Annotated in this window: 19 protein-coding genes; 4 read left to right on the plus strand and 15 right to left on the minus strand. The window is 63.0% G+C overall.

Annotation, left to right across the window (positions count from 1 at the left end):
- Window positions 1-69 precede the first annotated feature (69 nt).
- From SKZ59_RS11810 to SKZ59_RS11845, 8 genes are all read right to left on the minus strand, one after another.
- Window positions 70-732 carry a response regulator gene (locus tag SKZ59_RS11810; protein ID WP_034751227.1) on the minus strand — a complete coding sequence of 221 codons (663 nt, stop codon included), beginning with the start codon at window positions 730-732 and terminating at the stop codon, window positions 70-72.
- Between the two features lie 24 nt (window positions 733-756).
- Entirely contained in the window at window positions 757-2,643 is a 1,887-nt protein-coding gene (locus SKZ59_RS11815) for a type IV pili methyl-accepting chemotaxis transducer N-terminal domain-containing protein (RefSeq protein WP_235194215.1), read from the minus strand.
- Between the two features lie 44 nt (window positions 2,644-2,687).
- The gene (moaA, locus tag SKZ59_RS11820; protein ID WP_319991855.1) at window positions 2,688-3,674 is read right to left on the minus strand and encodes a GTP 3',8-cyclase MoaA; all 987 of its coding nucleotides are present in this window, start codon (window positions 3,672-3,674) and stop codon (window positions 2,688-2,690) included.
- 102 nt (window positions 3,675-3,776) lie between these two features.
- Window positions 3,777-4,523, minus strand: a complete 747-nt coding sequence (locus tag SKZ59_RS11825) for a peptidylprolyl isomerase (protein WP_034751235.1) — start codon at window positions 4,521-4,523, stop codon at window positions 3,777-3,779.
- 15 nt (window positions 4,524-4,538) lie between these two features.
- Window positions 4,539-5,225: a respiratory nitrate reductase subunit gamma gene (narI, locus tag SKZ59_RS11830; RefSeq protein ID WP_072453802.1), complete on the minus strand. Its 687-nt coding sequence runs from the start codon at window positions 5,223-5,225 to the stop codon at window positions 4,539-4,541.
- 27 nt (window positions 5,226-5,252) lie between these two features.
- Window positions 5,253-5,921, minus strand: a complete 669-nt coding sequence (narJ, locus tag SKZ59_RS11835; RefSeq protein ID WP_319991856.1) for a nitrate reductase molybdenum cofactor assembly chaperone — start codon at window positions 5,919-5,921, stop codon at window positions 5,253-5,255.
- Between the two features lie 9 nt (window positions 5,922-5,930).
- The gene (gene narH / locus SKZ59_RS11840) at window positions 5,931-7,481 is read right to left on the minus strand and encodes a nitrate reductase subunit beta (protein ID WP_034751243.1); all 1,551 of its coding nucleotides are present in this window, start codon (window positions 7,479-7,481) and stop codon (window positions 5,931-5,933) included.
- 1 nt (window position 7,482) lies between these two features.
- Window positions 7,483-11,181, minus strand: coding sequence for a nitrate reductase subunit alpha (locus SKZ59_RS11845; RefSeq protein ID WP_070305906.1), 3,699 nt, complete (start codon window positions 11,179-11,181; stop codon window positions 7,483-7,485).
- A gap of 245 nt (window positions 11,182-11,426) precedes the next feature.
- Here SKZ59_RS11845 and SKZ59_RS11850 point away from each other — a divergent pair, with 245 nt between their 5' ends.
- On the plus strand, window positions 11,427-11,798 hold the full coding sequence (locus SKZ59_RS11850) for a hypothetical protein (protein ID WP_034751248.1): 372 nt from the start codon (window positions 11,427-11,429) through the stop codon (window positions 11,796-11,798).
- 120 nt (window positions 11,799-11,918) lie between these two features.
- Here the strand turns inward: SKZ59_RS11850 and SKZ59_RS11855 are convergent, their stop codons facing one another.
- The 3 genes from SKZ59_RS11855 to SKZ59_RS11865 all read right to left on the minus strand — a co-directional run bounded on the left by SKZ59_RS11855 (window position 11,919) and on the right by SKZ59_RS11865 (window position 15,299).
- A complete protein-coding gene (locus tag SKZ59_RS11855) occupies window positions 11,919-12,611 on the minus strand; it encodes a carbonic anhydrase (protein ID WP_034751250.1) in 693 nt (230 codons plus the stop codon).
- 61 nt (window positions 12,612-12,672) lie between these two features.
- The gene (locus SKZ59_RS11860) at window positions 12,673-14,058 is read right to left on the minus strand and encodes a NarK family nitrate/nitrite MFS transporter (protein ID WP_219329445.1); all 1,386 of its coding nucleotides are present in this window, start codon (window positions 14,056-14,058) and stop codon (window positions 12,673-12,675) included.
- Window positions 14,055-15,299 carry an MFS transporter gene (locus SKZ59_RS11865; RefSeq protein WP_072453804.1) on the minus strand — a complete coding sequence of 415 codons (1,245 nt, stop codon included), beginning with the start codon at window positions 15,297-15,299 and terminating at the stop codon, window positions 14,055-14,057. The genes SKZ59_RS11860 and SKZ59_RS11865 overlap by 4 nt, the downstream gene beginning before the upstream one ends.
- Before the next feature lie 282 nt (window positions 15,300-15,581).
- Here SKZ59_RS11865 and SKZ59_RS11870 point away from each other — a divergent pair, with 282 nt between their 5' ends.
- A complete protein-coding gene (locus SKZ59_RS11870) occupies window positions 15,582-16,028 on the plus strand; it encodes a GNAT family N-acetyltransferase (protein ID WP_319991857.1) in 447 nt (148 codons plus the stop codon).
- 84 nt (window positions 16,029-16,112) lie between these two features.
- A complete protein-coding gene (locus SKZ59_RS11875) occupies window positions 16,113-16,490 on the plus strand; it encodes a SirB2 family protein (protein ID WP_319991858.1) in 378 nt (125 codons plus the stop codon).
- Window positions 16,491-16,563: 73 nt separating this feature from the next.
- On the opposite strand, the gene SKZ59_RS11880 is transcribed toward SKZ59_RS11875, so the two are convergent.
- On the minus strand, window positions 16,564-17,205 hold the full coding sequence (locus SKZ59_RS11880; RefSeq protein ID WP_139143519.1) for a hypothetical protein: 642 nt from the start codon (window positions 17,203-17,205) through the stop codon (window positions 16,564-16,566).
- A gap of 275 nt (window positions 17,206-17,480) precedes the next feature.
- Here SKZ59_RS11880 and SKZ59_RS11885 point away from each other — a divergent pair, with 275 nt between their 5' ends.
- Window positions 17,481-17,993 carry a hypothetical protein gene (locus SKZ59_RS11885; protein WP_319991859.1) on the plus strand — a complete coding sequence of 171 codons (513 nt, stop codon included), beginning with the start codon at window positions 17,481-17,483 and terminating at the stop codon, window positions 17,991-17,993.
- A gap of 10 nt (window positions 17,994-18,003) precedes the next feature.
- Here the strand turns inward: SKZ59_RS11885 and SKZ59_RS11890 are convergent, their stop codons facing one another.
- The 3 genes from SKZ59_RS11890 to SKZ59_RS11900 all read right to left on the minus strand — a co-directional run bounded on the left by SKZ59_RS11890 (window position 18,004) and on the right by SKZ59_RS11900 (window position 23,939).
- Window positions 18,004-19,311: a DUF3472 domain-containing protein gene (locus tag SKZ59_RS11890; protein WP_319991860.1), complete on the minus strand. Its 1,308-nt coding sequence runs from the start codon at window positions 19,309-19,311 to the stop codon at window positions 18,004-18,006.
- A 128-nt stretch (window positions 19,312-19,439) separates the two neighbouring features.
- The gene (locus SKZ59_RS11895) at window positions 19,440-20,831 is read right to left on the minus strand and encodes a Gfo/Idh/MocA family protein (RefSeq protein ID WP_319991861.1); all 1,392 of its coding nucleotides are present in this window, start codon (window positions 20,829-20,831) and stop codon (window positions 19,440-19,442) included.
- Window positions 20,832-20,897: 66 nt separating this feature from the next.
- Window positions 20,898-23,939: a TonB-dependent receptor plug domain-containing protein gene (locus SKZ59_RS11900; protein ID WP_319991862.1), complete on the minus strand. Its 3,042-nt coding sequence runs from the start codon at window positions 23,937-23,939 to the stop codon at window positions 20,898-20,900.
- Window positions 23,940-24,217: the final 278 nt, after the last annotated feature.

Below are 24,217 nucleotides of genomic sequence, written 5' to 3' on the forward strand. Positions count from 1 at the left end.
AAAAGGACTAGAAGAATGGATGGCAGCGGCCATGGGGCCGGCCCGGCGGGCCTGACCCCAACTACGCGGCTACTTGCCTTGCCGGTGCTCGACCGCGTACACGGCCGCCTGCACGCGGCTCGTGAGATTGAGTTTTTTCAGTACGTTCTGCACGTGGATCTTGACCGTGCTTTCGGCCAGGTCGAGGGTGCGCGCGATGCCCTTGTTGCTCTCGCCGCGCGACAGGCAATCGATGATTTCCTTTTCACGCGGCGTGAGCTTGTCGAGTTCCGACACGGGTTCCTCGCGCCGCGTGCCCGCCTGCAGCTGCGCCACCAGCTTGCCCGTCATGGCTTCGGCGATGACGACTTCGCCGGCGGCAGCACGGCGGATGGCGCGCACCAGGTAGTCGGCGTCGATGTTCTTGATCAGATAGCCGCAGGCGCCCGCCCGCAGGGCCGTGGCCAGGTCTTCCGCGTCTTCGGACACGGTGAGCATGACGATGGCCGTATCGGGGCAATCGTGCTGCATCAGCTGCAGCGCTTCCACGCCGGACATGCCGGCCATGTTCAGGTCCAGCAGCACCACGTCGGGCTGCAGCTGGATGGCGCGCTTGATGCCTTCCACGCCATCGGCCGCCTCGCCCACGACGGCAAAATCCGTATGCCGCTGCAGCAGCGAGCGTATGCCGCTGCGGAACAGCGCGTGGTCGTCGACCAGCATGACGGTGATCGGTTTATCGGGTGTCTCCATTTTTTTATACTTTCAGGTAGTTACTCAGGCGGCGCGGCGCTGCTCGCGCGACAGATGCAGTTCGACCGTGGTGCCGCCGCCCTGGCAGGCATGTACGTCGAACGTGGCGTCGATGCGCTGCGCGCGCTCGCGCATGATATGGATGCCGACATGGCTGTCGCCCTTTTCCAGCACGGCGGCAGCGTCGAAACCGACGCCATTATCGCTGATCGTCAGGGTAAAGTCCTGATGATCGGCGAGGCGCACTTCGACGTGGCTGGCCTGGGCGTGCTTGCGGATATTCGACAGCGCTTCCTGCACGATGAATAATAACTGCAATTGCTGCTCGCGGGGGAACGGCGCGCCGTCCACATCGGCCAGCAGTTCGGCGTCGATGCCCGTCTGGCGGCGGAATTTGTCCACGGCCGCGCGCAAGGAGCCGATCAAATCATCCTCCATCAGGCGGCTGCGGAAGTTGGCCAGCAGTTCGCGCACATCCTCGTAGCTTTCCTTCACGCCAGCATGCAGGGCCGGCACGATGCCCGCCACCTCGTCGAAACGCGCGTTGCGCACGGAGTCGTCGAGCATCTGCACCTGCAGGTTGAGGAAATTGAGGCTTTGCGCGATGCTGTCGTGCAGGCCCTGCGCCACCAGGTTGCGCTCTTCGGAAATGGCCATTTCGCGTTCGCGCGCGGCCAGGCGCAGGTTTTCCAGCGCGATGCCCAGCAGCTGGCCCAGGGTTTCCAGCAAGGCCAGCTCGCGTGCGGAAAACACGCGCGCATGGCGGAAATGCAGGTTGAAGAAGCCCAGGTGCTGTTCGTGCGCATGGATATGGAAGACGGAGACGGTGGCAAAGCCCTCGCGGTGGCAGCGCAGCTCGTGCGCCTTGTCGATGCGGCGCATGTCGTGCACCTTCGCCACCTTCATCTCGACAGCCGTGCCGCACAGGCAGTCGCCCACCTTCAGGCAATGCTCGGACGCCACCAGTTCCTCGGACAGGCCCGTATGCACGACCATGTGCAGGTTGCCCCGCTCGGCGTCGAGCACGCGCACGGTGGAACCGTCCGCCTCGAAATAATCGACGATGCGCTGCATGAAGCCGCCGCAGATGTCTTCCAGCGGCTGCGGGCGCTGCAAAAAGGCGGCGCTTTCGTACAGCAGCGCCAGTTCGCGGTTGCGGTATTCGAGGGTGGCCGTCTTGCTGCGCACGCCCTCTTCCAGGTTGCCGTACAGCGCCTGCAGGCGGTCGGCCATCTGGTTGAAGCCACTGGCCAGCTGGCCGAATTCGTCATTGCTTTCCACTGCCAGGCGCACGCTGAAATCGCGTTCCTTCATGCGCTGCATGCCCAGGCGCAGCCGCGTGACCGGTTCGATGATCAGCATGAACATCAGGTAAATCATGCTGACCGTGCCGATGACGGCCATGCCGACGAGGATCAGCTGCGAGGCGCGCAGCCAGAAGGTGCGCTGTTCGCTATCATGCTCGATCAGGCGCACCAGTTGATCGACCTGGCCCACGAAGGTATCGGCGTCATGCTCGAACTGGCGCGCGCGCGCGGTGGAGTCGGCGGCCAGCGCGGCCGGGCGCAAGGCGCCGCGCCAGGCCGTGCCGATGCGTTCGAATTCGGACTTGATGGCCGTACTGGGGGGCAGGAACAAAGGGCGCTGCGGGTCGCCGTGGCCGATCTTGGCCAGGGTCTCGTCGATCAGCAGCACTTGCTGGCGCGCCTGTTCGCGCGCGTCGCTGGCAAGCAGCAGGGTCAGGCGGTAGGTCTGCATGCGCAGCCGGCCCGTCTCATTGATGGCGGCCGAACTGCCTTCGAGCTGCCAGGACAGGAACAGGGTGCAGCCGATGGCACTCAAGGCCAGCACCAGCATGAGCAGCAGCGCGCCGACGATCTTGGTCGACAGCTTCTGCCAGGAGGAAAACATCGCCTTGAATTTCATACCGCCCTTGAATGTAAATGCAAACTGCCTCAGCCGCCCGTCTGTGCCATGAACCTGATAATTTTATCGGGCTGCGTATTGAAATCATGCTGCTGCGGCTTCAGTTCGATGGCGGCGCGGATCGCCGCTTCGATCTCCGCATCCGTGGCCCCGCCGCGCAGCATGGGGCCGAGGGCGAATTTCTCTTCCTGGCCCAGGCACAGGTACAGGGTACCATCGACGGACAGGCGCACGCGGTTGCAACTGGCGCAAAAATGCTGCGACATGGGCGTAATGAAGCCGATGCTCGAGCGGCCATCGGCTGTCGCCATGTAGCGCGCCGGCCCGCCACCGAGCTCTGTTGCCTGCGGCACCAGGCCAAAACGGGCCGCCAGGCGCTCGCGCACGGGACCGAGCGGCATATAGCTGGCATTGCGGCCCGTGCTGCCCATCGGCATGGCTTCGATCAGGCGCAGGATGAACTGCTGCTCGATGCAAAACGCCGCCATGGCCTCGATCTGGCCGTCATTGATGCCGCGCATGGCCACCATATTGATCTTGATCGGGTCGAAACCGGCCGCCTTGCCCGCCATCAGCCCATCGAGAATCGGCTGCAGGCTGTCGCGCCCCGTGATCTGCTGCATGCAGGCGCGGTCGAGCGAATCGAGGCTGACGTTGATGCGGTCCACGCCCGCCGCGCGCAAAGCCACGGCGTGCTTGCCCAACTGGGTGGCGTTGGTCGACAGCGACAAGTCCTGCAAACCAGGCAATGCCGTCAGCTTGCGCGCCAGTTCCGGCAGGTTGCGCCGCAACAGCGGTTCGCCGCCCGTCAGGCGCACGCGGCGCGTGCCGAGGCGAACGAAGATGCCCAGCAGGCGTTCGATCTCGTCGAACGTCAGCCAGTCCTTCGGCTCTTCGAAGCCACGGAAGCCCTTGGGCATGCAATAACTGCAGCGCAAGTCGCAGCGGTCGGTGACGGACAGCCGCACATAATCGATCGAACGGCCAAAACGGTCCTGCAACTTGACGCTACCCATGACGCTACTCCTGTTTCTTACTTGATTGTAAAGGCTGGGGCACGATCTGGCTGTGCCCCAGAAGGCCTAGCGGCCTACGCCTTTCGGCCTACGCATTGCTACCTACTGAACCAGCGGGCTGGCCGTGCCTTCGAGCTCGATGCCGGCGATCTCGGCGCGCCCCACCAGCAAGTGCAGATACTGGTGCACGGCCCGCTGCCACGCGGCCCGCGACAGGCGGTCGGCGATCTGCGCCTGCACGGCCTCGTAGGCGATGGGCTGGCCCTCGACCCGGCGCAGCACTTGCACGATGTGGTAGCCGAAGCGCGTTTCCAGCAAATGGCCGGCCAGCGCGCCCGCTTCCAGGCGGAACAGCAGCGCGTCGAACTCCGGCACGCTCTGGCCCGGCGACAGCTGGCCCAGGTTGCCCCCCAGGGCGCCCGACGGGCAGTTCGAATACTGCGCCGCCAGTTCGCCGAAGCGTTCGGGCGCCAGTTTCAAGGCGTCGAGCACGGCTTGCGCCGTCGTGCGCAGCAGCTCCAGAGGGGCCTCGGGCGTCACCTGGAACAGGATGTGGCGCGCCTCGACCAGCGCCCCGCTGCAAAACAGCTGCGGGCGCTGCGCATAAAAGGTGCGGCAAGCCGCATCGTCGGCGGGCGGCACGCGCACTTCCTGCGCAAACAGCGCTTCGATGCGGTCGTCAATACTGTCGCCCTGCACGCCGAGGCGTTCGGCTTCCTCCAGCAGCAGCCGGCGCAGCACCAGTTCATGCACGGCCTGCTTCAAAGGGTTGCCCGCACCGTCGTGATGCGGCAGTTCCTGCGCGATGTCGGCATCGTCGATATCGATGCCATTGACGGAGATTCCCATGATGTGATTCCTTTCTTAGCGGCGGCGTACCAGTTGATAGGCGCGGCCCAGGTACCCGATGGCGCCGAAACCGCTCCACACGTGCACCAGACGGGTGAACGGGAAGATGACGAACAGCGACATGCCCATGAACAGGTGCAGCTTGAACACCAGCGGCGCATCGACGATGAAGCTGGCGGCGTCACCGCGGAAGGTCACGATGTGCTGCGCCCAGTTCATCAGCAAGACCATCATGTGGCCATCCATGTGCGACGCCGAGACGAAGATCGAGGACAGGCCCAGCAGCAAAGTCAGCAAGATCCACACCATCACCAGCTTGTCGCCGGCTGTGGTGACGGCGCGCAGCCGGTCGTTACTGAAGCGGCGCACCAGCAGGATCAGGATGCCGGCCAGGCACAGGCCGCCCATCACGCCGCCGGCCGCCATGGCCACGCCCTGCTTCAGGCTGTGCGACACGCCCAGGGTATCCCACACCCAGACGGGGGTGAGCAAGCCGGCCGCATGGCCGAACAGCAGGCCGATGATGCCGATGTGGAACAGGATATTGCCCAGGCGCAGGCTGCCGCGGTGCAGCAGCTGGCTGGAATCGGACTTCCACGTGTATTGCTCGCGGTCGAAACGGATCAGGCTACCGAGGAAAAAGATGGCCAGCGCGATGTATGGATAAATGCCATACACAAATTGATGCAAGTAATTACTCATGATGTACTCTCCTCATGCGGACGCGCTTCAAGCGGCGCGCCGCGGCTGCGGGTGAAAATGCACGGGATGGACGCCGCCCGGAACCTGGGCCGGACCTTGGCGCAGCAGCGGTTCGACGCCGTCCGCACCGGGACCGAAGGTTTCCAGCGCTTCATCCATGTCGCGCACCGGCGGTTCGGCCAGCATTTCCGCCGCCACGGGGCTCAGGCGTTCGAGCAAGGTGAAGACGGGCGCGTACGGGCTGCCGTTGGCCGTCAGCTTGCGGCCGATGTGCGCCAGCACGTGGACGGCGTCGCCCAGCAGCGGTGCCGAAGCTTCCTCGTCGAGCTGTGCGAGAAATTCCAGGAACAGCGGCACGAAGTCGGGCAAGTCGTCGCCCACCATTTGCAGGCCATGGCGCTTGTATTCCTCCATCAGGTCAACCATGGCCTGGCCCCGGTCGCGCGATTCGCCGTGGATATGCTCGAACAGATGCAGCGAGTGCGACGGATTGCGGTCGAACGTGGCCACATACTGCTGCTGCAGGTCGATCAGGCTGCTGCTTTCCAGGTGCGCCAGCAAGGGCCGCAACAGCGCGTGCTGCTCCGGCACGGCCGCCAGCGCGGCGTCCAGCTGCGGCAGGTGCGCGATCAGCTCTGGCTCCGGATACAGCAGCAGGCGCGAAAGGACTTGGTAGTGATGCATAGCGTGTTCCATATCAACTCCTTAAGCGCCAGGCGCCGTTTTGCGCGACTTCGGCATCTGCATGAAGATGGCCGAACCGTGTTTTTTCTTGCCGAACAAGGTCGGTTCGCTGGTGCCGTCCGAGCAGCCGTTGCCGAAGCTGAAGCCGCACGAACCCTTCTCGTTGAAGCTGTCCTCGGCCATTTCCTTGTGGCTGCTGGGGATGACGAAGCGGTCTTCGTAATTGGCGATGGCCATGATGTGGTACATGTCCTCCACCTGCGCCTTGCTCAAGCCCACCTGTTTCAGGACCGTGAGGTTTTCCACCTTTTCCACCGTCTTGCTGCGCATGTAGGCACGCATGGCCAGCATGCGGTCCAGCGCCGTGACGATGGGCGGCTGGTCGCCGGCCGTCAGCAGATTGGCCAGGTACTGCACGGGAATGCGCAGGCTTTGGGTGTCCGGCAGCATGCCGTTCACGCCCAGCTTGCCCGATTCGGCAGCCGCCTGGATCGGCGACAGCGGCGGCACGTACCACACCATCGGCAATGTGCGGTATTCGGGATGCAGCGGGAACGCCACTTTCCACTCGACGGCCATCTTGTAGACGGGCGACTTGACGGCCGCTTCCAGCCAAAGGTCGGGGATGCCCTGGCGGCGCGCCTCGGCGATGATGGCCGGGTCGTGCGGATCGAGGAACAGGTCGAGCTGCGCCTGGTACAGGTCCTGCTCCTGCGGCACGGAGGCGGCGGCTTCGATCTTGTCGGCATCGTACAGCAGCACGCCCAGGTAGCGGATGCGGCCCACGCACGTTTCCGAGCACACGGTAGGCTGGCCAGCTTCGATGCGGGGGAAGCAGAACGTGCACTTCTCCGCCTTGCCGGACGACCAATTGTAGTAAATCTTTTTGTACGGGCAACCGGAGATGCACATGCGCCAGCCGCGGCACTTGTCCTGGTCGATCAGCACGATGCCGTCGTCTTCGCGCTTGTACACGGAGCCGGACGGGCAAGACGCCACGCACGTCGGGTTGAGGCAATGCTCGCACAGGCGCGGCAAATACATCATGAAGGTGTTTTCGAACGTGCCGTACATCTCCTTCTGCATGTTGTCGAACAGTTTATCCTTGCTGCGCTGGGCAAACTCGCCGCCCAGGTCATCTTCCCAGTTCGGACCCCACTCGATTTTTTCCATCTTTTTCCCCGTCAGGACGGAGATCGGACGGGCCGTCGGCGGCGTCTGTGACAGCGGCGCGCTTTGCAGATGCTCGTAGTCGTAGGTGAACGGCTCGTAGTACTCGTCGATGGCGGGCAGGTTCGGGTTGGCGAAGATATTGGCCAGAATCTTCAAACGGCTGCCCTGGCGCGGCTCGATCTTGCCCGCATCCGTACGGCGCCAGCCGCCGTTCCACTTGTCCTGGTTTTCCCACTGCTTCGGATAGCCGATGCCGGGCTTGGTTTCCACGTTGTTGAACCACGCGTACTCGACGCCGTCGCGGCTGGTCCATACGTTCTTGCATGTGACGGAACAGGTGTGGCAGCCGATGCACTTGTCCAGGTTCAGCACCATGCCGATTTGCGCTCTGATTTTCATACTATGCTCCTTGTTCCTGCAACGGGCCTTCGAGCCAGTCGACCTTGTTCATCTTGCGCACCAATACGAATTCATCGCGGTTGGAGCCCACCGTGCCGTAGTAATTGAAGCCGTACGCCAGCTGGGCGTAGCCGCCGATCATGTGCGTCGGCTTGGGCACGGCCCGCGTCACCGAGTTATGGATGCCGCCCCGCTTGCCCGTCATCTCCGCGCCAGGCACGTTGATGATCTTTTCCTGGGCGTGGTACATCATCGTCATGCCGGCCGGGATGCGCTGGCTGACGATGGCGCGCGCCGTCAGGCTGCCATTGACGTTGAAGACTTCGATCCAGTCGTTGTCGACGATGCCGGCAGCTTGCGCGTCCGTCTCCGACAGCCACACGTGCGGTCCGCCGCGCGACAATGTCAGCATGCGCAGGTTGTCCGAATACGTGGAGTGGATGCCCCACTTCTGGTGCGGCGTCAAAAAGTTCAGCGCCAGTTCCTTGTTGCCGTTCGGCTTGGTGCCCAGCAGCGCTTCCGTCGTCTTCGTGTTGATGGCCGGTTTGTAGACGCACAGTCCCTCGCCGAAATCGCGCATCCACAGGTGATCCTGGTAGAACTGCTGGCGGCCAGTCAGGGTGCGCCAAGGGATCAGTTCATGCACGTTGGTATAGCCGGCCGTGTAGCTGACTTCTTCGCTTTCCAGGCCAGACCAGGTGGGCGAAGAAATGATCTTGCGCGGCTGCGCCTGCACATCGCGGAAGCGGATGCTGTCATGCTCGCGCGGCAATGCAAGGTGCGTATGATCGCGTCCCGTGATGGAGGACAGCGCGGCCCAGGCTTTCACGGCCACGTGGCCATTCGTTTCCGGCGCCAGCGACAGAATCATCTCGGCCGCATCGATGGCCGTATCGAGGCGCGGCTGGCCCTGCGACACGCCTTCGTCCAGCACCGTGCGGTTGATGCCGCGCAGGACGTCGACTTCATGGCCCGTTTTCCAGGAAATGCCCTTGCCGCCGTTGCCGATGGTTTCCAGCAGCGGGCCGATCGAGGTAAACTTCTTGTAGACGTCGCGGTAATTGCGCTCGACCACCGTCATGTTCGGCATGGTCTTGCCGGGAATCGCTTCGCATTCGCCGGCGCGCCAATCCTTGGGATCGAAAGGCTGGCCCAGTTCGCCCGGGGTGTCGTGCATCAGCGGCGTGAGGATGATGTCTTGCTGGGTGCCCAGCAGCTCGCCGCCGATTTCCGAGAATTTCTCGGCGATGCCCTTGTAGATTTCCCAGTCCGACTTCGATTGCCACAGCGGCTGCACGGCTTCCGACAGCGGATGGATGAACGGATGCATGTCCGACGTATTCAGATCATCTTTTTCATACCAGGTGGCCGTCGGCAGCACCACGTCGCCATACAGGCAGGTGGTCGACATGCGGAAGTCCAGCACCACGAGCAGATCGAGCTTGCCTTCCGCGGCCGGGCGCACTTTCACCTGTTTCGGCGTGAGGCAGTCTTCTTCATCGCTGAGCAAGCCGTTTTGCGTGCCGAGCAGGTATTTCAGGAAGTACTCGTGGCCCTTGCCCGAGCTGCCGAGGATATTCGAGCGCCACACAAACATATTGCGCGGGAAGTTGGCCGGATTGTCCGGGTCATCGCACGAGAACTGCAGCTGGCCCGCCTTGATCTGGTCGAGCGCATACGCGGCCGGCTTCTGGCCTGCGGCGGCAGCGGCCTTGGCCACTTCCAGCGGATTCGTTTGCAGCTGCGGCGCCGATGGCAGCCAGCCCATGCGTTCAGCCTTGGCGTTGTAGTCGAGCAGGGTCAGGTCGCCCGTGCCGCCGGCCGCCGATGGCGAGGCGATATCGCCCGTTTCCAGCTTTTCGTGGCGCCACTGGCTCGTGTGGGCATAGAAGAACGAGGTGCCGTTCATCTGGCGCATCGGACGTACCCAGTCCTGGGCGAAGGCCAATGGCGTCCAGCCCGTTTGCGGACGCAGTTTTTCCTGGCCCACGTAATGGGCCCAGCCGCCGCCCGACTGGCCGATACAGCCGCACATCATCAGCATGTTGATGATGCCGCGGTAGGTCATGTCCATGTGGTACCAGTGATTCAAGCCGGCGCCCACGATGACCATGCTCTTGCCGCGCGTCTGGTCCGCGTTTTCCGCGAACTGGCGCGCCACGGTGATGACGTCGGCGCGTTTCACGCCCGTGTGCTTTTCCTGCCATGCGGGGGTGTACGGCACGTCGTCGTCATAGCTTTCCGCCACGTTTTCGCCGCCCAGGCCGCGGTCGATGCCGTAGTTGGCCAGGGTCAGGTCGAACACGGTGGTGACCAGGCCCGTCGTGCCATCGGCCAGGCGGATGGTTTTCACCGGCACCTTGCGCAGCAACATGTCGGACGCGTCCTTGCCGCCGAAGTAGGCAAAGCCCACTTCCGTGACGGCGTCGCTGTCGTTGATCATGGAGAGCATCGGCACGATGGGCGCGCCGCTGCCGCCAGCCTTCTGTTCCAGATTCCACTTGCCCGACTCGCCCCAGCGGAAGCCGATGGAGCCGGCCGGCGCCGTGATGGCACCCGTGGTCTCGTCGATGACGAGGGTTTTCCATTCGGGGTTATTCGTTTCGTCGAGATTGTTGTCCAGGTGCGAAGCGCGCAGGAAGTAGTCGGGCACGAGGGTGCCGTTATGCTCCTTGAGCAGCACCAGCATGGGGAAGTCCGTGTACTGGCGCGCATAGTCGCGGAAGTAGGCGCTCTGCCCTTCCGAGTGGAATTCCTTGAGGATGACGTGGCCCATGGCCAGCGCCAGCGCGGCGTCCGTGCCCTGCTTCGGCGCCAGCCAGATGTCGCCGAACTTCACCATTTCGCCGTAGTCGGATGAGATGGCGACGGTTTTCGTGCCCTTGTAGCGCACTTCCGTGTAGAAGTGGGCGTCCGGCGTGCGCGTCATCGGCACGTTCGAGCCCCACACCATCAGATAGGTCGAGTTGTACCAGTCGGCCGATTCCGGCACGTCCGTCTGTTCGCCCCACACTTGCGGGCTGGCCGGCGGCAAGTCGCAGTACCAGTCGTAGAAACTCAGGGCCACGCCGCCGATCAGGGACAGATAGCGCGTGCCGGAAGCATAGCTGACCATGGACATGGCGGGAATCGGCGAGAAGCCGACGATGCGGTCCGGGCCGTATTTCTTGATCGTCAGCGCATTCGCGGCGGCGATGATTTCATTCGATTCTTCCCACGTGGCGCGCACGAAGCCGCCCAGGCCGCGGATGGATTTGTACTGCTGCGAGCGCACGGGGTCCTGGCTGATCCAGTCCCAGGCCGTGACGGGGTCCATGGTCTTGCGCGCTTCGCGCCACATTTCCATCAGGCGGCCGCGCACCATCGGATACTTCACGCGCTGCGCCGAATACACGTACCAGGAATAGCTGGCGCCGCGCGGGCAGCCGCGCGGTTCGTGGTTGGGCAGGTCGGGCCGCGTGCGCGGGTAATCGGTTTGCTGCGTTTCCCAGGTGATCAGGCCGTTCTTGACGTACACCTTCCAGCTGCACGAGCCGGTACAGTTCACGCCATGCGTGGAGCGCACGATCTTGTCGTGCTGCCAGCGCTGGCGGTAGGCGTTTTCCCAGGTACGGTCTTCATCGACCACGGTGCCGTGGCCGTTTGAAAACGGCTCGGCGGGCTTGCTAAAAAATTTCAGGCGGTCCAGAAAGTGACTCATGCTACCTCCACATTGCGCCGCCGACAGCGGCGCCAGGTCTTAAAAAACGCTGCAAGCACGATGGCTCAAGCGTCGATACAAACAGTCTATCGATGCGCCGTGCCCGGCGGTATTGGCAAGAAGTCGGTTTCCGGCACCAGGAATGCATAGGCGCGTAGTCACCCGGATAGTCACTATTGCCTATGGGCGGCGCGGCGGAGCTGCGGTATACCTGTCGTCATCGTTCAACACAGAGAAAGAGCATCATGCCGATTACCGATTACGCCAGCCTGCTGAGCAGCGCCCGCAACCAGGAGCAGCCGCAACGCCTGCTGTTCACCTTTACCCAGGCGCAGGCCCAGCCTGGCGGCCAGGGCAAGTCCCTCACGCCCGTGATGTGCGCCGACAAGCTGCCCGAGGAACTGGACAGCTTCGAGACGTTGAAGGAGGAGTCGAAACAGATGCAGACGCACTGGGACGTGGTCTTCGTGGCGGGACTGGCGGGTCGCGAAGGCCAGCCGCCCGCCGCGCAGGAATGCGAAGCGCCCCTGCGCGCCATGGTGACGGCCATCGAGCAAGGCCGCATCGACAGCCTGCTGGCGTTTGACCGCAGCGGGGATTTGTTACGTTTTAGTTGAGGGAGCTTGTCGGATTACGCCCTGCGGGCTAATCCGACCTACCTGACGAGGCAACTGTGGAGCGACGTAGGTCGGATTAGCGTAGCGTAATCCGACACCTTGTTGGCCGCACGTTTCGGATTATCTGCCTGCATCCGGCCAAGGGCGCTCGTGCAAATGACGCGCCCTTTCTATTGGACAGACGAGGGGCAAAAACTGCTGCTGGCGCGCGGAATACGCCATCAGCGCCCCGCTGTCGATATCAAAATACCATCCATGCAATTTCAACACGCCCTGCTCCACCCTGCGCTTCAGCCATGGGTAGGTGAGCAGGTTGTCCAGCGACTGCAATATGCTGGCCAGCTCGCACGCGTGGTGTTGTTCCGCCGATGAACGGTGCGCCAGCTCGCGCCGCACTCTTTGCGCCACCGGTTCGGCGATGCGCATCCACTGGCCCACGAAGTCCGTTTCCTGGCCTTCCGCGCGCGGCTGCGGTTCCAGCAGTGCGCGGATGCCGCCGCAGCGCGCATGGCCGAGCACGATGACCCTGGCCACTTCAAGCTTGCAGACGGCGAACTCGATGGCCGAACTGACGCCGGGCGGCGCGTCCGGGGTACACGGCGGCACCAGGTTGGCGATATTGCGCACGACGAACATGTCGCCCGGGTCGCTGCCCGTCAGCAGCATGGGGTCGACCCTCGAATCGCAGCAGCCGATCAGCAGAGTCGAGGGCCGCTGCCCGTCGCGCAGGCTGTCGTACAGGGTTTGCGGCTCGCTGAAATACTGCTGCTGAAACAGGCTGAAGCCGTTGACGAATTTTTCCAGTTCTTCCATGACTACCTCTTACTGTGTTCAACGCCAGGCAAGCAGGACTCGCCCGGCGTTCTGACGCTAACTAGCAAGGCATCGGCGCGTTCTTGCGCGCATAGCACCACCAGGTGATCGCGATGCAGCTGACATAAAAGCCGATGAAGCACCACAGGGCGGCGTCGGGGCTGCCCGTCAGCGCGATCGAGGTGCCATAGCTTTTCGGGATGAAGAAGGCGCCATACGCGGCCACGGCCGAGGTGAAGCCCAGGACGGCCGCGCCTTCCTTGTTGGCGTCGACGATGGCTTGCTCCTGCGCCGCCTTGCCCTTGCCGGCCGCCGCGCGCTGGTGTTCCGTCAAAAAGATCACGGGGATCATGCGGAAGGTCGACGCGTTGCCGATGCCCGTGCCGGCGAACAGCAGCATGAACATCCAGAAGAAGCCGTTGAAACTTCCACCCACGCCCGCTTGCGGCATGAAGTACAGCACGCCCAGCACGGCACCGATCATCAGCAGGAAGGACCACAGGGTGACGCGGGCGCCGCCCAGTTTGTCGGAAATCACGCCGCCGGCGACGCGCGCCAAGGCACCGACGAGGGGGCCGAGGAAGGCGTAATCGAGCGGGTTCACGTCGGGGAACTGGATCTTGATCAGCAGCGGAAACGCGGCCGAATAACCGATGAAGGAGCCGAAGGTACCCGTGTACAGCCAGCACATGAGCCAGTTGTGCTTGCGCTTGAAGATCACGGCCTGTTCGGAAAACGACGCTTTCGCCGACGCCAGGTCATTCATGCCGAACCAGGCCAGCAAAGTCGACAGCGCGATGAACGGCACCCAGATGAAGCCCGCGTTTTGCAGCCACATGTCCTTGCTCACGCCATTCTTGACCCAGGTGAGCGAGTCGCCGCCCCAGGCGCCGAAGACGGCAAACGTGATCACCAGCGGCACGACGAACTGCACCACCGACACGCCCAGGTTGCCCAGGCCCGCATTCATGCCCAGCGCGAAGCCCTTGCTGGCCTTAGGATAGAAAAAGCTGATGTTGGCCATCGAGGAGGCGAAATTGCCGCCGCCGAAGCCGCACAGCAGCGCCAGGATCAGCATGGTCGGATAACCGGTGTTCACATCCTGCACGGCCAGGCCGATGCCGATGGCGGGAATCAGCAAGGAACCCGTGGAAATGGCCGTCCAGCGGCGCCCGCCGAAGATCGGCACCATGAACGAATAGAAGATGCGCAAGGTGGCGCCGGACAAACCCGGCAAGGCCGTCAGCCAGAACAGCTGGTTGTTACTGTAGGTGAAGCCGATGTTGGGCAGGTTGACCACCACCACGCTCCACACCATCCACACCGCGAATGCCAGCAGCAGCGCGGGAATCGATATCCACAGATTGCGCGCGGCCGTGGCCTTGCCCGTGTTTTGCCAGAAGCTCGGGGTTTCCGGCTCCCAGGTATTGATCATATATCTGCTCATGCTTTTGCTCCTGCAGGTTGATTGGTAGGTGCCGCGCGCAGCGGCTTGAACGAGAAATACATCCAGACGAGGGAGACGCAGACGGTGCCGTACAGGAGCATGAAGGAGCTCGAACGCACGCCCGTGAAGTCCACCAGGGCGCCGAACATCACGGGCAGGATGAAGCCACCCAAGCCGCCGGCCAGGCCGACCACGCCCGAGACGGCGCCGATGTTGTCGGAAAAATCATCGCCGATGAACTTGAAGACGGACGCCTTGCCCACGGCCATGGCGATACCGACGATGAACAGCAGCACGGTGAACCACAGCGGCGACAGGCCGATATGGAAGGCCAGCGGCCCCGTGACGGTTTCCACGACCATCTGTGTTTGCGGATACGACAGCAGGAAGAAGCACACCCAGCACACCCACATCACGGCCCAGGTGACTTTCGCCGCGCCGTATTTGTCGGAGATCCAGCCACCCACGGCGCGCAGCACGCCGCCCGGCAGCGAGAAGCAGGCGGCCAGCAGCGCCGCGTGTTTCAAATCAAAACCGTATTCGGCCACGTAGTACTTCGTCATCCACAGCGCCAGCGCCACGTAGCCGCCGAACACCACCGAGTAGTACTGGCAGTAGCGCCACACGCGCGGATCCTTCAGCACCTTCATCTGTGCGCTGAAGCTTTCGCCCGATGGCGCCAGGTGCGATTTGTCCGTGTATGAGAACAGCCAGAAGATGATGGCCGTGGCCAGCATGGCTACCGCATACACCTTGGGCAGCATCTGCCAGCCGAAGGCGGCGACGATGCCGGGCGCGACGAACTTGGTCAGCGCGGAACCGGAGTTGCCGGCGCCGAAGATACCCATCGCCAGGCCGCGGCGCTCCTTTTCATACCAGCGTGCCACGTAGGGCGTGCCGACGGAAAACGAGCCGCCCGCCAGACCCACGAACATGCCCAGCACGAGGAAGTGCCAATAGGCGGTGGCGTAGGAGATCAGGTAGATCGGCACCACGCTGGCCAGCATCAGCCAGAAGAAGACGCGGCGTCCGCCGTATTTGTCCGTCCAGATGCCCAAGGGCACGCGCACGAGGGAGCCCGTCAGCACGGGCATGGCGGCCAGCAGGCCGAATTGTGTTTCAGTCAATCCCAGGCTGGTCTTGATGGGGATGCCCAGCACGGCAAACATCATCCAGACTGCAAAGCAGATGGTAAATGCGAAGGTGCTGCTGATCAGCACGGACGCCTGCTTGCGCCGCATGCCGGGTTCGACTGCCTTGTTACTACTGTTGTTCTTAGTGCCATCTAGGGTAGCCACGATGTTTCTCCATGAATGCACTGGCCGTCTGGCCAGCCGTCCCGACCAGCTTACGTGGCAGAGGGGAAAGGCACTATCGGCCACAGGGTGATTCTGGAAAGGCAATCTGGATAGCCGCATCGGCAAAAGTGACTAGATGGCGGGGTATGGACCTAGCCTGGATGGCGGGTGTTTTACAAACGGACGCATTTTTGGCACACTCGGCGCCGGGAGAAAAAGAACGCCATGCAGAACAGAGACGAAACAGACAAGATCATCACGCGCGCGGCCCAGGCTGGCGATGTGGACGCCATGCTGGCCTGCGATGCCTATGCGCAGGCGCACGCCAGCCGGGGCGAGGCCGTGCGCGCCGCCGTCGGCCAGGGGCACTGCCAAGTGGCCATCCGGGCGGGCCAGGTGGCAGGCTATGTCCTCACGCGCGACGATTTCTTCGATTACGGCTTTGTCTCGCTGGTGGTGGTCTCGCCCGCCTACCAGCGGCGCGGTGTGGGCGTGGGCCTGCTGGCCGCCGCCGAAGCCGCGTGTCAAACTGAGAAGCTATTCACCTCGACGAACCAGTCCAACTTGGCCGCGCAACGGCTGTTCGCCAGCGCGGGTTTCGTGCGTAGCGGACAGATCGACCATCTCGACGAGGGAGACCCGGAGCTCGTGTACATGAAATGGTGCCGCTGATTGCGCGTCCCTCCGACGGCGTATGGCGCGGCGCGCCAAAGGCGGCTATGCTGGCGCTACTTTGAATAACGACCGCATGGACATATGGACTATCTGAGCCTCAAGCATTTCCACATGGCTTGCGCCGCCGCCAGCGGCCTGCTTTTCCTCTTGCGCGGCGCATGGATGCTGCGCGCCTCGCCCGCCTTGCAGCAGCGCTGGGTAAAAATCCTGCCGCACCTGGTCGACACGGCCTTGCTGGCCAGCGCCATCACCCTGGCCGTGTGGAGCGGCCAGTCGCCGGGCAGCCAGCCCTGGCTGGCCGCCAAACTGTGCGCGCTGGTGGCCTACATCGTGCTGGGCACCATCGCCCTGAAACGGGGCAAGACGCCAGCCGTGCGCGGCGCAGCCTTCGCGGGCGCCGTGCTGGTATTTGCCTACATCGTCGGCGTGGCCGTCACCAAGCAGGCCTGGCCGCTCTGATGCAGCAAAAAATGTAGCGCAGGGTCGCGCCTGCAGTACAGAGTGACGCGTGCGCGGCGCGACCTGCAGGTGCTTATTTGGCGCGGTTTCTTTCCTGAATTTCCTTGCCAAGGGCGTCCTCTAGCCACCATTCACGCACCTCGAGCGCCTTGTTCTCGATGCTGGCATTGGCCAGCAAGGGATTTTTCTTCAGGTATGCGATATCTTCCTCGAAATTGTCGTGTATCGAAGCCACTTGCAGGAAACGGTTGGCATCCAGACGTCCCAGGTAGATGACCTTGCCAGCAACGACGTCAAACTCGATCGGCTTCGGCGACGATTCGGAGTACCTGGACCTGAATCCATAGTCAAGCAGCCAGATGATGACGCTGTAGCGTCCCGGCGTCAGCTGCAGCGCAAAGGTGCTGCCCTTGCCCGTAGGTACTTTTGGCAAGACATTCTGCAAGGCGACCTGGCCGGCGGGAGCATGGCTGGATAACCACAGACTTTTGCCCTCGAGGGCGGCAGGGTCGCTGCTGACGATGCCGAACCTGGCGCCATGCGCCTCGAAGACGGAGCTCTCGAACACGGTGCCGACGACAACGCCCTTGGCAAGGTCGGGTGTCGTGTAGGTAAACGCAGGCGCGCTATTGCGGCCGGTGACACAGGCCGACAACAGCGCAGGCAGCAAGACGGCGCACGCCAGCGCGCGCAGCATGGTGGTTCGGACAAACATGGATGATCCTGAATAAAATGAAGAAATGGGTCACAAGTGATGGGCAAAGGGCAAAGGACGGCAAGCGCGCCTGTGCCTGCATGAGTCCAGATAAATATTGCTAATTGGAAATATTTTCAGTGTATCCGCCTGGCACGAAAATGTCTAGTTGACAAGTAGTCAAAGGACGCCATACGACTTCTGCGGAACGCGGCAAGCTGCACGGCAATGATAGTATTGGCAACTTCATCGACAAGGCAGCCACCGTGGCCGTGCTGCTCCCCTGAAAGGCAACCATGCTCTTATCCGAACTATTGACCAAGCTGACCTGCGGTGATCTGGAAGGCGAGGAACTCGACGACGCCGTCGCCGCCATCACCGAAGCTCCCTCCGCGCCGCGCGAGGAATGGGTCGACAGCGATGCGCAAGCCTATGCGGTGGAAATGCTCTCGCAGCTGGCCGGCTATATGGCGTCGAGCGACAAGATCGATGAACTGCACGAACAGATACAGGACATGTTCGACGAATTTCCCGACTTCCCGTACGCACTGCTCAAGGAAAGCGGCGGCAGCGTGCTGCCCTATTTCGAGTGGCTCGATACGGAACTGGCGCAGCGCGCCGTGGACGAAGGCGGCTATGACCTGATCCAGATCGACGGCAATGGCTCCGACGAAATGGATGCGCTGATCGTCTACCGGCGCGACACGGACGACATCATCCAGGCGGCGGCATTGATGGGCGTGACGATAGGCCGGCCACTCACCTACTACCGCGGCATCGACGCGATGGTGGGCAAGCAACCGGGCTAAGGATCAACGCCTATTGCATCGGCAAGGCGCTCACATCGACGGCCGGCGCCTGGCCCATCGCGGGCCGCGTAAAGTTCTGGCTGGTTTTCACGTAGTCAGTGAAGAAGCCGCCGTTATGCAGGTAGAACTTGCCGTTTTCCAGCCCGCCCGCATAATCCATGCGCTGCGCATTCGTGGCCGTGGCGTCGCCGGTGAACCTTCCCGCCGTCACTTCGGTCCATGTCCCGGAAACGTTCCTGGCCCACTGGTTGCCGAACTGGACGCGGCGCTCCGTGTAGCCCAGGGTGTCAATGAAGTTCTCGAGGAAGGAATGCACGCCCGTCAGATACGTGGAAATCGCCGGCCGCTTCCACGTGGCGATGTAGCACCACTTGCCCGTCTCGGGCGCGAAGAACCAGGCCGAGTAATCGCTGCCGCCATTGCCGTCGGGCCGCGCGCGCGTGATGAAGCGGTACGTCGTGCCGGCCGCCCAGTTATACGACAGATAGGTCTGGCCACCCGTGCCCTCGCCGCCAAACGCATTGTCGACCACGCCGGCGCCCTTGCTGACCAGGGTGGTCCTGGCGCCATTGTCGGCGTCCCACACGGAGAACAATACCCAGCGCTCGCTCGGCGACTTCACCTGGATGCCCATGTAGCCCTGGCCAAAGCCGTTGGCCATGAAATAGGAGCCGATGGCGTCCTGGCCCTGGGGAATCGTCATCTCGTTATAGAAATACTCGGTATTGGCCGGCACCGTATAACCCATGTGCACGGACGGGCCGCGCCGCGACCAGTAGTAGTTGGCGCGGTCATTCGCATAGGTGAGCGCCGTATTCGACGTCACCTTCAGCGCCGCGACGTCGCCGAACGTGCCCTTCACGCGCTTGAGGCCCTGCATGTCGACCTTTACATAGCCGGCCGCCGGCACATTGACCGTGCCGACGGCATAGGTCTTGCGCTCCTTGCCGGCCAGCTTGACGTCGAACGGCGTGCCATTGATCTTCACGCGGATGGTGCTGTTGCCGCCATCGGCCAGGCTGGCGTCGAGCGCCACCTGCACGGAGCCCGCCCCGGCCACGCGGAAATACGTGCTGGCGACGGCATCGGGATTGCTCCAGCCGGCCAGGCCGCGTTCGTTGATGACGGCGCCTGCGTTCCCGCTGGTGATGAAGGCGTTGCCGGCCAGTTCCACGGTCGCCGTCGTGGCGGGCGCCGCCACACTGGCCGCCAGCAAGGCCGTGTTGCCGTTGCCCGTGGCGGTGGCGCCGCCGCAGGCCGCCAGCAGCAAGGGCATGGCGGGAAGGATGGCATAGAGTAATGAACTTCTGTGTTTCATCAACGTCTCCTGGTGGTGAAGCTTTGCGGCGGGCGAACACGGGCCTGCGCACCTGCGCCGCGGTTGAAAAACTGAGTGGATAGAAAAAACCCGCTACGGCAGCTGGTGCGGTAGCGGGTTCTGTCGGCTTAGTACTTGCCGTCGAGGGCGAAGATCGGCTTGCGCGATTTCCACTGCCCGCCCGTGAAGTCCGGGAAGTCCAGGGTCTGGAAGTTGGCGGCGATCGATTGCTCGGACAGCGGCGTGATGGCGCTCCACGTCACGGCATCGTAGATATCGATCGGCATCGGCGCGTTGGCTTTCAGCGCTTCGACAAAGGCGTGGATGACGAAGAAGTCCATGCCGCCGTGGCCCGCACCTTCCGCTTGCGCCGCGTACTTGCGCCACACCGGATGCTCATACTTGTCCTGGTAAGCCTTGAAGTCGTCCCACTGGTGCGGTTTGCTGACGCCTTCGATGTGGATCGAATTGTTCAAGTCCATCCACAGGCCGTCCGTGCCTTGCACGCGGAAGCCCAGCGAATACGGACGCGGCAAGCTCGTATCGTGCTGCAGGATGATGGTTTCGCCGTTCTCGCACGCCAGCGTAGTGGTGACGACGTCGCCCAGCTTGAATTTCACCTTGGCGTTCGCGTGCTGCGCGCCGCCCGGCTGCTTGACGATATAGTCGTGCAAGCCGCGCGCCTTGGTAGCGAAGGCGTTGATGCGCGTAAAACGGTTGCCGCGGTTGATGTTCGTGTACATGGCGCATGGGCCGATGCCGTGGCTCGGATATAGCTCGCCATTGCGCTCGACCGAATGCTGCGTGCGCCAATGGGCTTCCGACCAGCCCTTCTCGCCGAATTCCACGCCGCCGCCATACGGCTTGGCCGGATTGCCGCTGTTGAATTTCACGGCGCGCAAATCGTGCTGGTAGCCGCCCTGCAGGTGCAGCAGTTCGCCGAACAGGCCCGCGCGCACCATTTGCAGCGCGGCCATCACATCGCGGCGGTAGCACACGTTTTCCAGCAACATGTACGGCGTGTCCGTTTTCAGCTGGGTGTTCAGGACATCCCAGTGGTCTTGCAGGGTAATGCCGGCCACCACTTCGCAGCCGACGGCGATCTTCGCCTGCATGGCGGCGATCGCCATCGGCGCATGGAATTCCCACGGCGTGGCGATGATCACGCCATCGAGGCCGCCCGCGTCGAGCATGCGCTTGTAGGCTTTCTGGTCGCGGTCTTCGCCATACGTGCGCGGACGGGGCTTGCCGGCCTTGGCCACCTGGCCCAGCGCATGTTTCAGCATGATCGGTTCGATATCGCACAGGGCCACCACTTCCACGTCGTCGCGGCGCACCAGTTCAGCCAGCAGCACCTGGCCCCGCATGCCCGTGCCGATCAGGCCCAGGCGGACCTTGTCGCGGCCGGCGGCGGGTGCGGCGTTGGCCTCGCCAGGCAGCAGTGCGCTGCCGGCCATGGCGCCACCGGCCAGCGCGGCGCTGGCGGACAGGAAATTGCGTCGATTGATTTGTGTCGTCATTGGTCTCTTCTCGCTTCCATTGGTAATGATCGTCGCCGGCCCGCCGCACGGCAGGCTGGCTGCAGTTTAATAGGTGTATTCCGCCGTGAAGCGCACGGAACGCGGCGCCGTGCGGCCGGCCACCTGCAGATAGCTGCGGGCGATGGCGCCATGGTCTTCGCGCGTCTCGTTGTAGCGGGTCACGGTCTGGCTGTTGAACACATTGAACACGTCCACTTTCAGACTCAGGCCCTTGACGGCGCTGGGAGTATAGGCCAGATTCATGTCCAGCTGGGCTTGCCAAGGCAGGCGGCCCTGGCTGCCGCGCGGCGCCGCTTTGCCATCGCAATAGAAGTAGGAATCGCCGTAGTCGTTCTCGAACTTCAGGTTGTCGGGCAGCGCGCCGATGCAGTTGCGCGGCGCGCCCGACGTCAGCGACAGGTTGGCGCCGACCGTCACGTCCGGGATGAGCTGCATGAAGCCGTAGGCCTTGAAGGCGTGGCGGTGGTCGCCCGGCAGATAGCCATACGCGTTGTACATCAGTTCCTTATGGTCGTCGCTGACCGTCAGGCCCACGTCGCCGCCGCCGATGCTGTCCGTCTGGCCTTCCATATTGCCCTTCAAGCCGGACAGGGTGTAGGTCAGCTTGCCGTACCAGCCATTCGTGTACGGGTGCTCGATGAACAGGTTCAGGGCGCGGTAGGTGCGTGCCGGTTTCGGATTACCCCACTCCGCCGCCGAAATATCCACGCGGCGCAAGCCCTTGCCATCATCAAAATCGACCATCAGGCTGTTGTCGCGGCCCGGGTTGATGATGGCGCACTGGAAGCCGCCCCAATTGCTCGTGTCGACGCTGTTGCGCGTGGCCCAGGCTTGCAGCGGACGCGCGTCGCAGGTGTCGTCGTTGGTGTCGTTCAGCTTGCGGTACAGGACGCTGGCGCCCACCACCAGCTTCTTGCTCAGGGCGCGTTCGAAGCCGAGCGAGAATTCATCCTGCGACAGCGGCTTCAAGCCGACGGCCGTCACTTCGCGCGCATCGCGGCTCTGGCCATACGCATTGTTTGCCGAATACGGCTTGCTGATCGCGTGCAGGCCCGTCGGCGCGCCCGTGACGGGATCGATGCCCGTGTACGTGTACATCTCGCTGGTGGCCAGGAAGGGGCTGGCCATGTTGCTCGACAAATTCGATGGCACGGGCAAGTGGTAGCGGCCGCCATTGGCGAAGAATTTCAGCGTGCCGTCGCCCAGGTAATCCCAGGTAGCGCCCACGCGCGGGGCGATCATGTTGCGCTGCGAAATGAAGGCCACGCCATCGGTGCTGTAGTTGGTGAACTGTTCGCGGCGCAGGCCCAGGTCCAGCAGCACCCGTTCCGTGACCTGGTAATGGTCCTGGATGTATTGCGCCGATTGCACGCTGGTCGGGCGCGCCAGGTTGGCGTTCAAGTCCTTGCTGACGTAATAGCCTTGCGCGCCGTAGCCGCCGCCCTGGGCCGGCGTCTCAAAGGCGCCGTTGATGGCCCGGTTCGGATCCGTCGCGCGCTGATAGCTCCAGCGGTGGCCGCCGGCCAGGCTCAGGCCCACTTTCGATTCCACGTCGATGCGGTCGATGCCGCCGCGCAGCGAGTGCTTTCCCAGCTTGTATTCGAGATCGAGGCGCTTGGCTTTCTGGCGGTCTTCCGACGACGGGTCGACCAGGGTGCCCGTCACCGTTTGCGGATTGGCGTACGTCAGGCCAGGCACCTGGGTCGAGGTATTCGACGACGTTTGCGCCAGCAGCGGGTTGTAGCCGTTCGGCGTGCGGGTGTGCGAGGTGCGCGACTCGCCCATCATGGCCGTCACGGTCAGGTTGTCCGTCAGGTAGCCCGTGTACTTGAATATGTCGATGTTGGCGCCCGGCGCGGCCGACGAACCGCAGCAGTTGACCGTCGTCTCGCCCTTGCCTGCCTGTACGCCATTGCTCGCGTGCGTGGCGTAGCTGTAGCCATATGCCTGGCTGTCCGTCTTCGTGCGGTCATACAGCTTGGTGTATTCGAAGTGATGGTCGTCCGTCAGGTTGTAGTCGAGCTTGGCCATCATGCGGTCCACCTTGCTCTGGCTCGTGCTCCAGCCGCGCGCCAGGGCCGTGCCCGAGTCGGCGGCGGCGGCAACGGACTGGCTGTCCGTGCGCGTCTGTTCCAGCGCCACGAAGGCGAACAGCTTGTTCTTGATCAGCGGGCCGCTGCCGTACAGGCCCACCACTTTGCTGGTGCTGCCATTGTCGCGGTTCCAGTACAGCAGATTGCCGTCCGTCTTGGGATTGGCGCCCGTGTTCGGGTAATAGGTGTTTTCCGGCTCGCCCTTCAGCGAACGGGGAATGATGGAGACCTTGCCGCCGAATTCGACCTTGTTGCCGCCGCTCTTTGTGGTGATGTTGATCACACCGCCCGTGGAGCGGCCAAATTCCGAACCGTAGCCGCCCGACAGCACCTGCAGGTTGGAGATCGCGCCAAACGGCAGCTCCGACGCACCCACCTGGGTCAGGATATTCGTGATGGGGAAGCCGTTGACGTAGAACGCGTTTTCCGACTGTCCTGAGCCGCCGATCGATGGCGCATTGCCGTACACGCTGTTGGTGCCGCGCGAGACGCCCGGCGTCAGCTGCACGATGGACGCCACATCATTGCCGACCGGCAGCGCCTTCAATTCCTTGGCCGTGAAGATCACGCCATTGTTCGTGTTCGACACGTCGATCGGATTGCGCGACGCCTTCACCACGACGGTCTGCTCCTGACCCACGGTGCCTGCCGCGCTGGCCGGGCCGAAGTTGGCCTCCGCGCCCGCGCCGATCAGCGCTTCGACTTCCTGCGATGCTTCCACCGAACCGGCACGCAGCACGCGCACCGCATAGCGGCCTGGCGGCATGGAGTTGGCCACGTAGCGGCCCGACGTATCGGGCGTCAAGGTGCGCTGCACGCCCGTCGCCAGGTTTTCCAGCACCACGGTGGCGCCGGCCGGCGCACTCACTTCGCCGAAAATGGTGCTGGTGGCGTTCGACTGTGCCCAGGCCTGGCCTGGCACGCCGGCCGCCAGGGCGATCACGATCGCGGCGGCGCGGCTGATGTCGCGCAATTTGAGTCCGGTGGTATGCATGGTGTGTCTCCGTCTATATCGAGGGTTATGCGCGCCCTCCCCGCTCCAGGGCGAAGCCGGGGGGATGCAATTTTTATGGTGGTCGTCGGAAGGTAGCTCCAGGCAGTTGCACCTTCCGGGAAATCAGTCCGTATCGGCTGATTTTCGTTTTCTTGGGATTACTTTAAAAAGAAAAATAAGTATCGTCAACAAAAAGAAAGTTATAACGGCAATTTATCGAGAAATCCGGCAAATAAAGGCATTTTATCTTTCGATTTAATCTGTGATGCGTCCCATAA

The sequence above is a fragment of the Janthinobacterium sp. GMG2 genome, from assembly GCF_033949445.1.
Taxonomy (GTDB): domain Bacteria; phylum Pseudomonadota; class Gammaproteobacteria; order Burkholderiales; family Burkholderiaceae_D; genus Janthinobacterium; species Janthinobacterium aestuarii.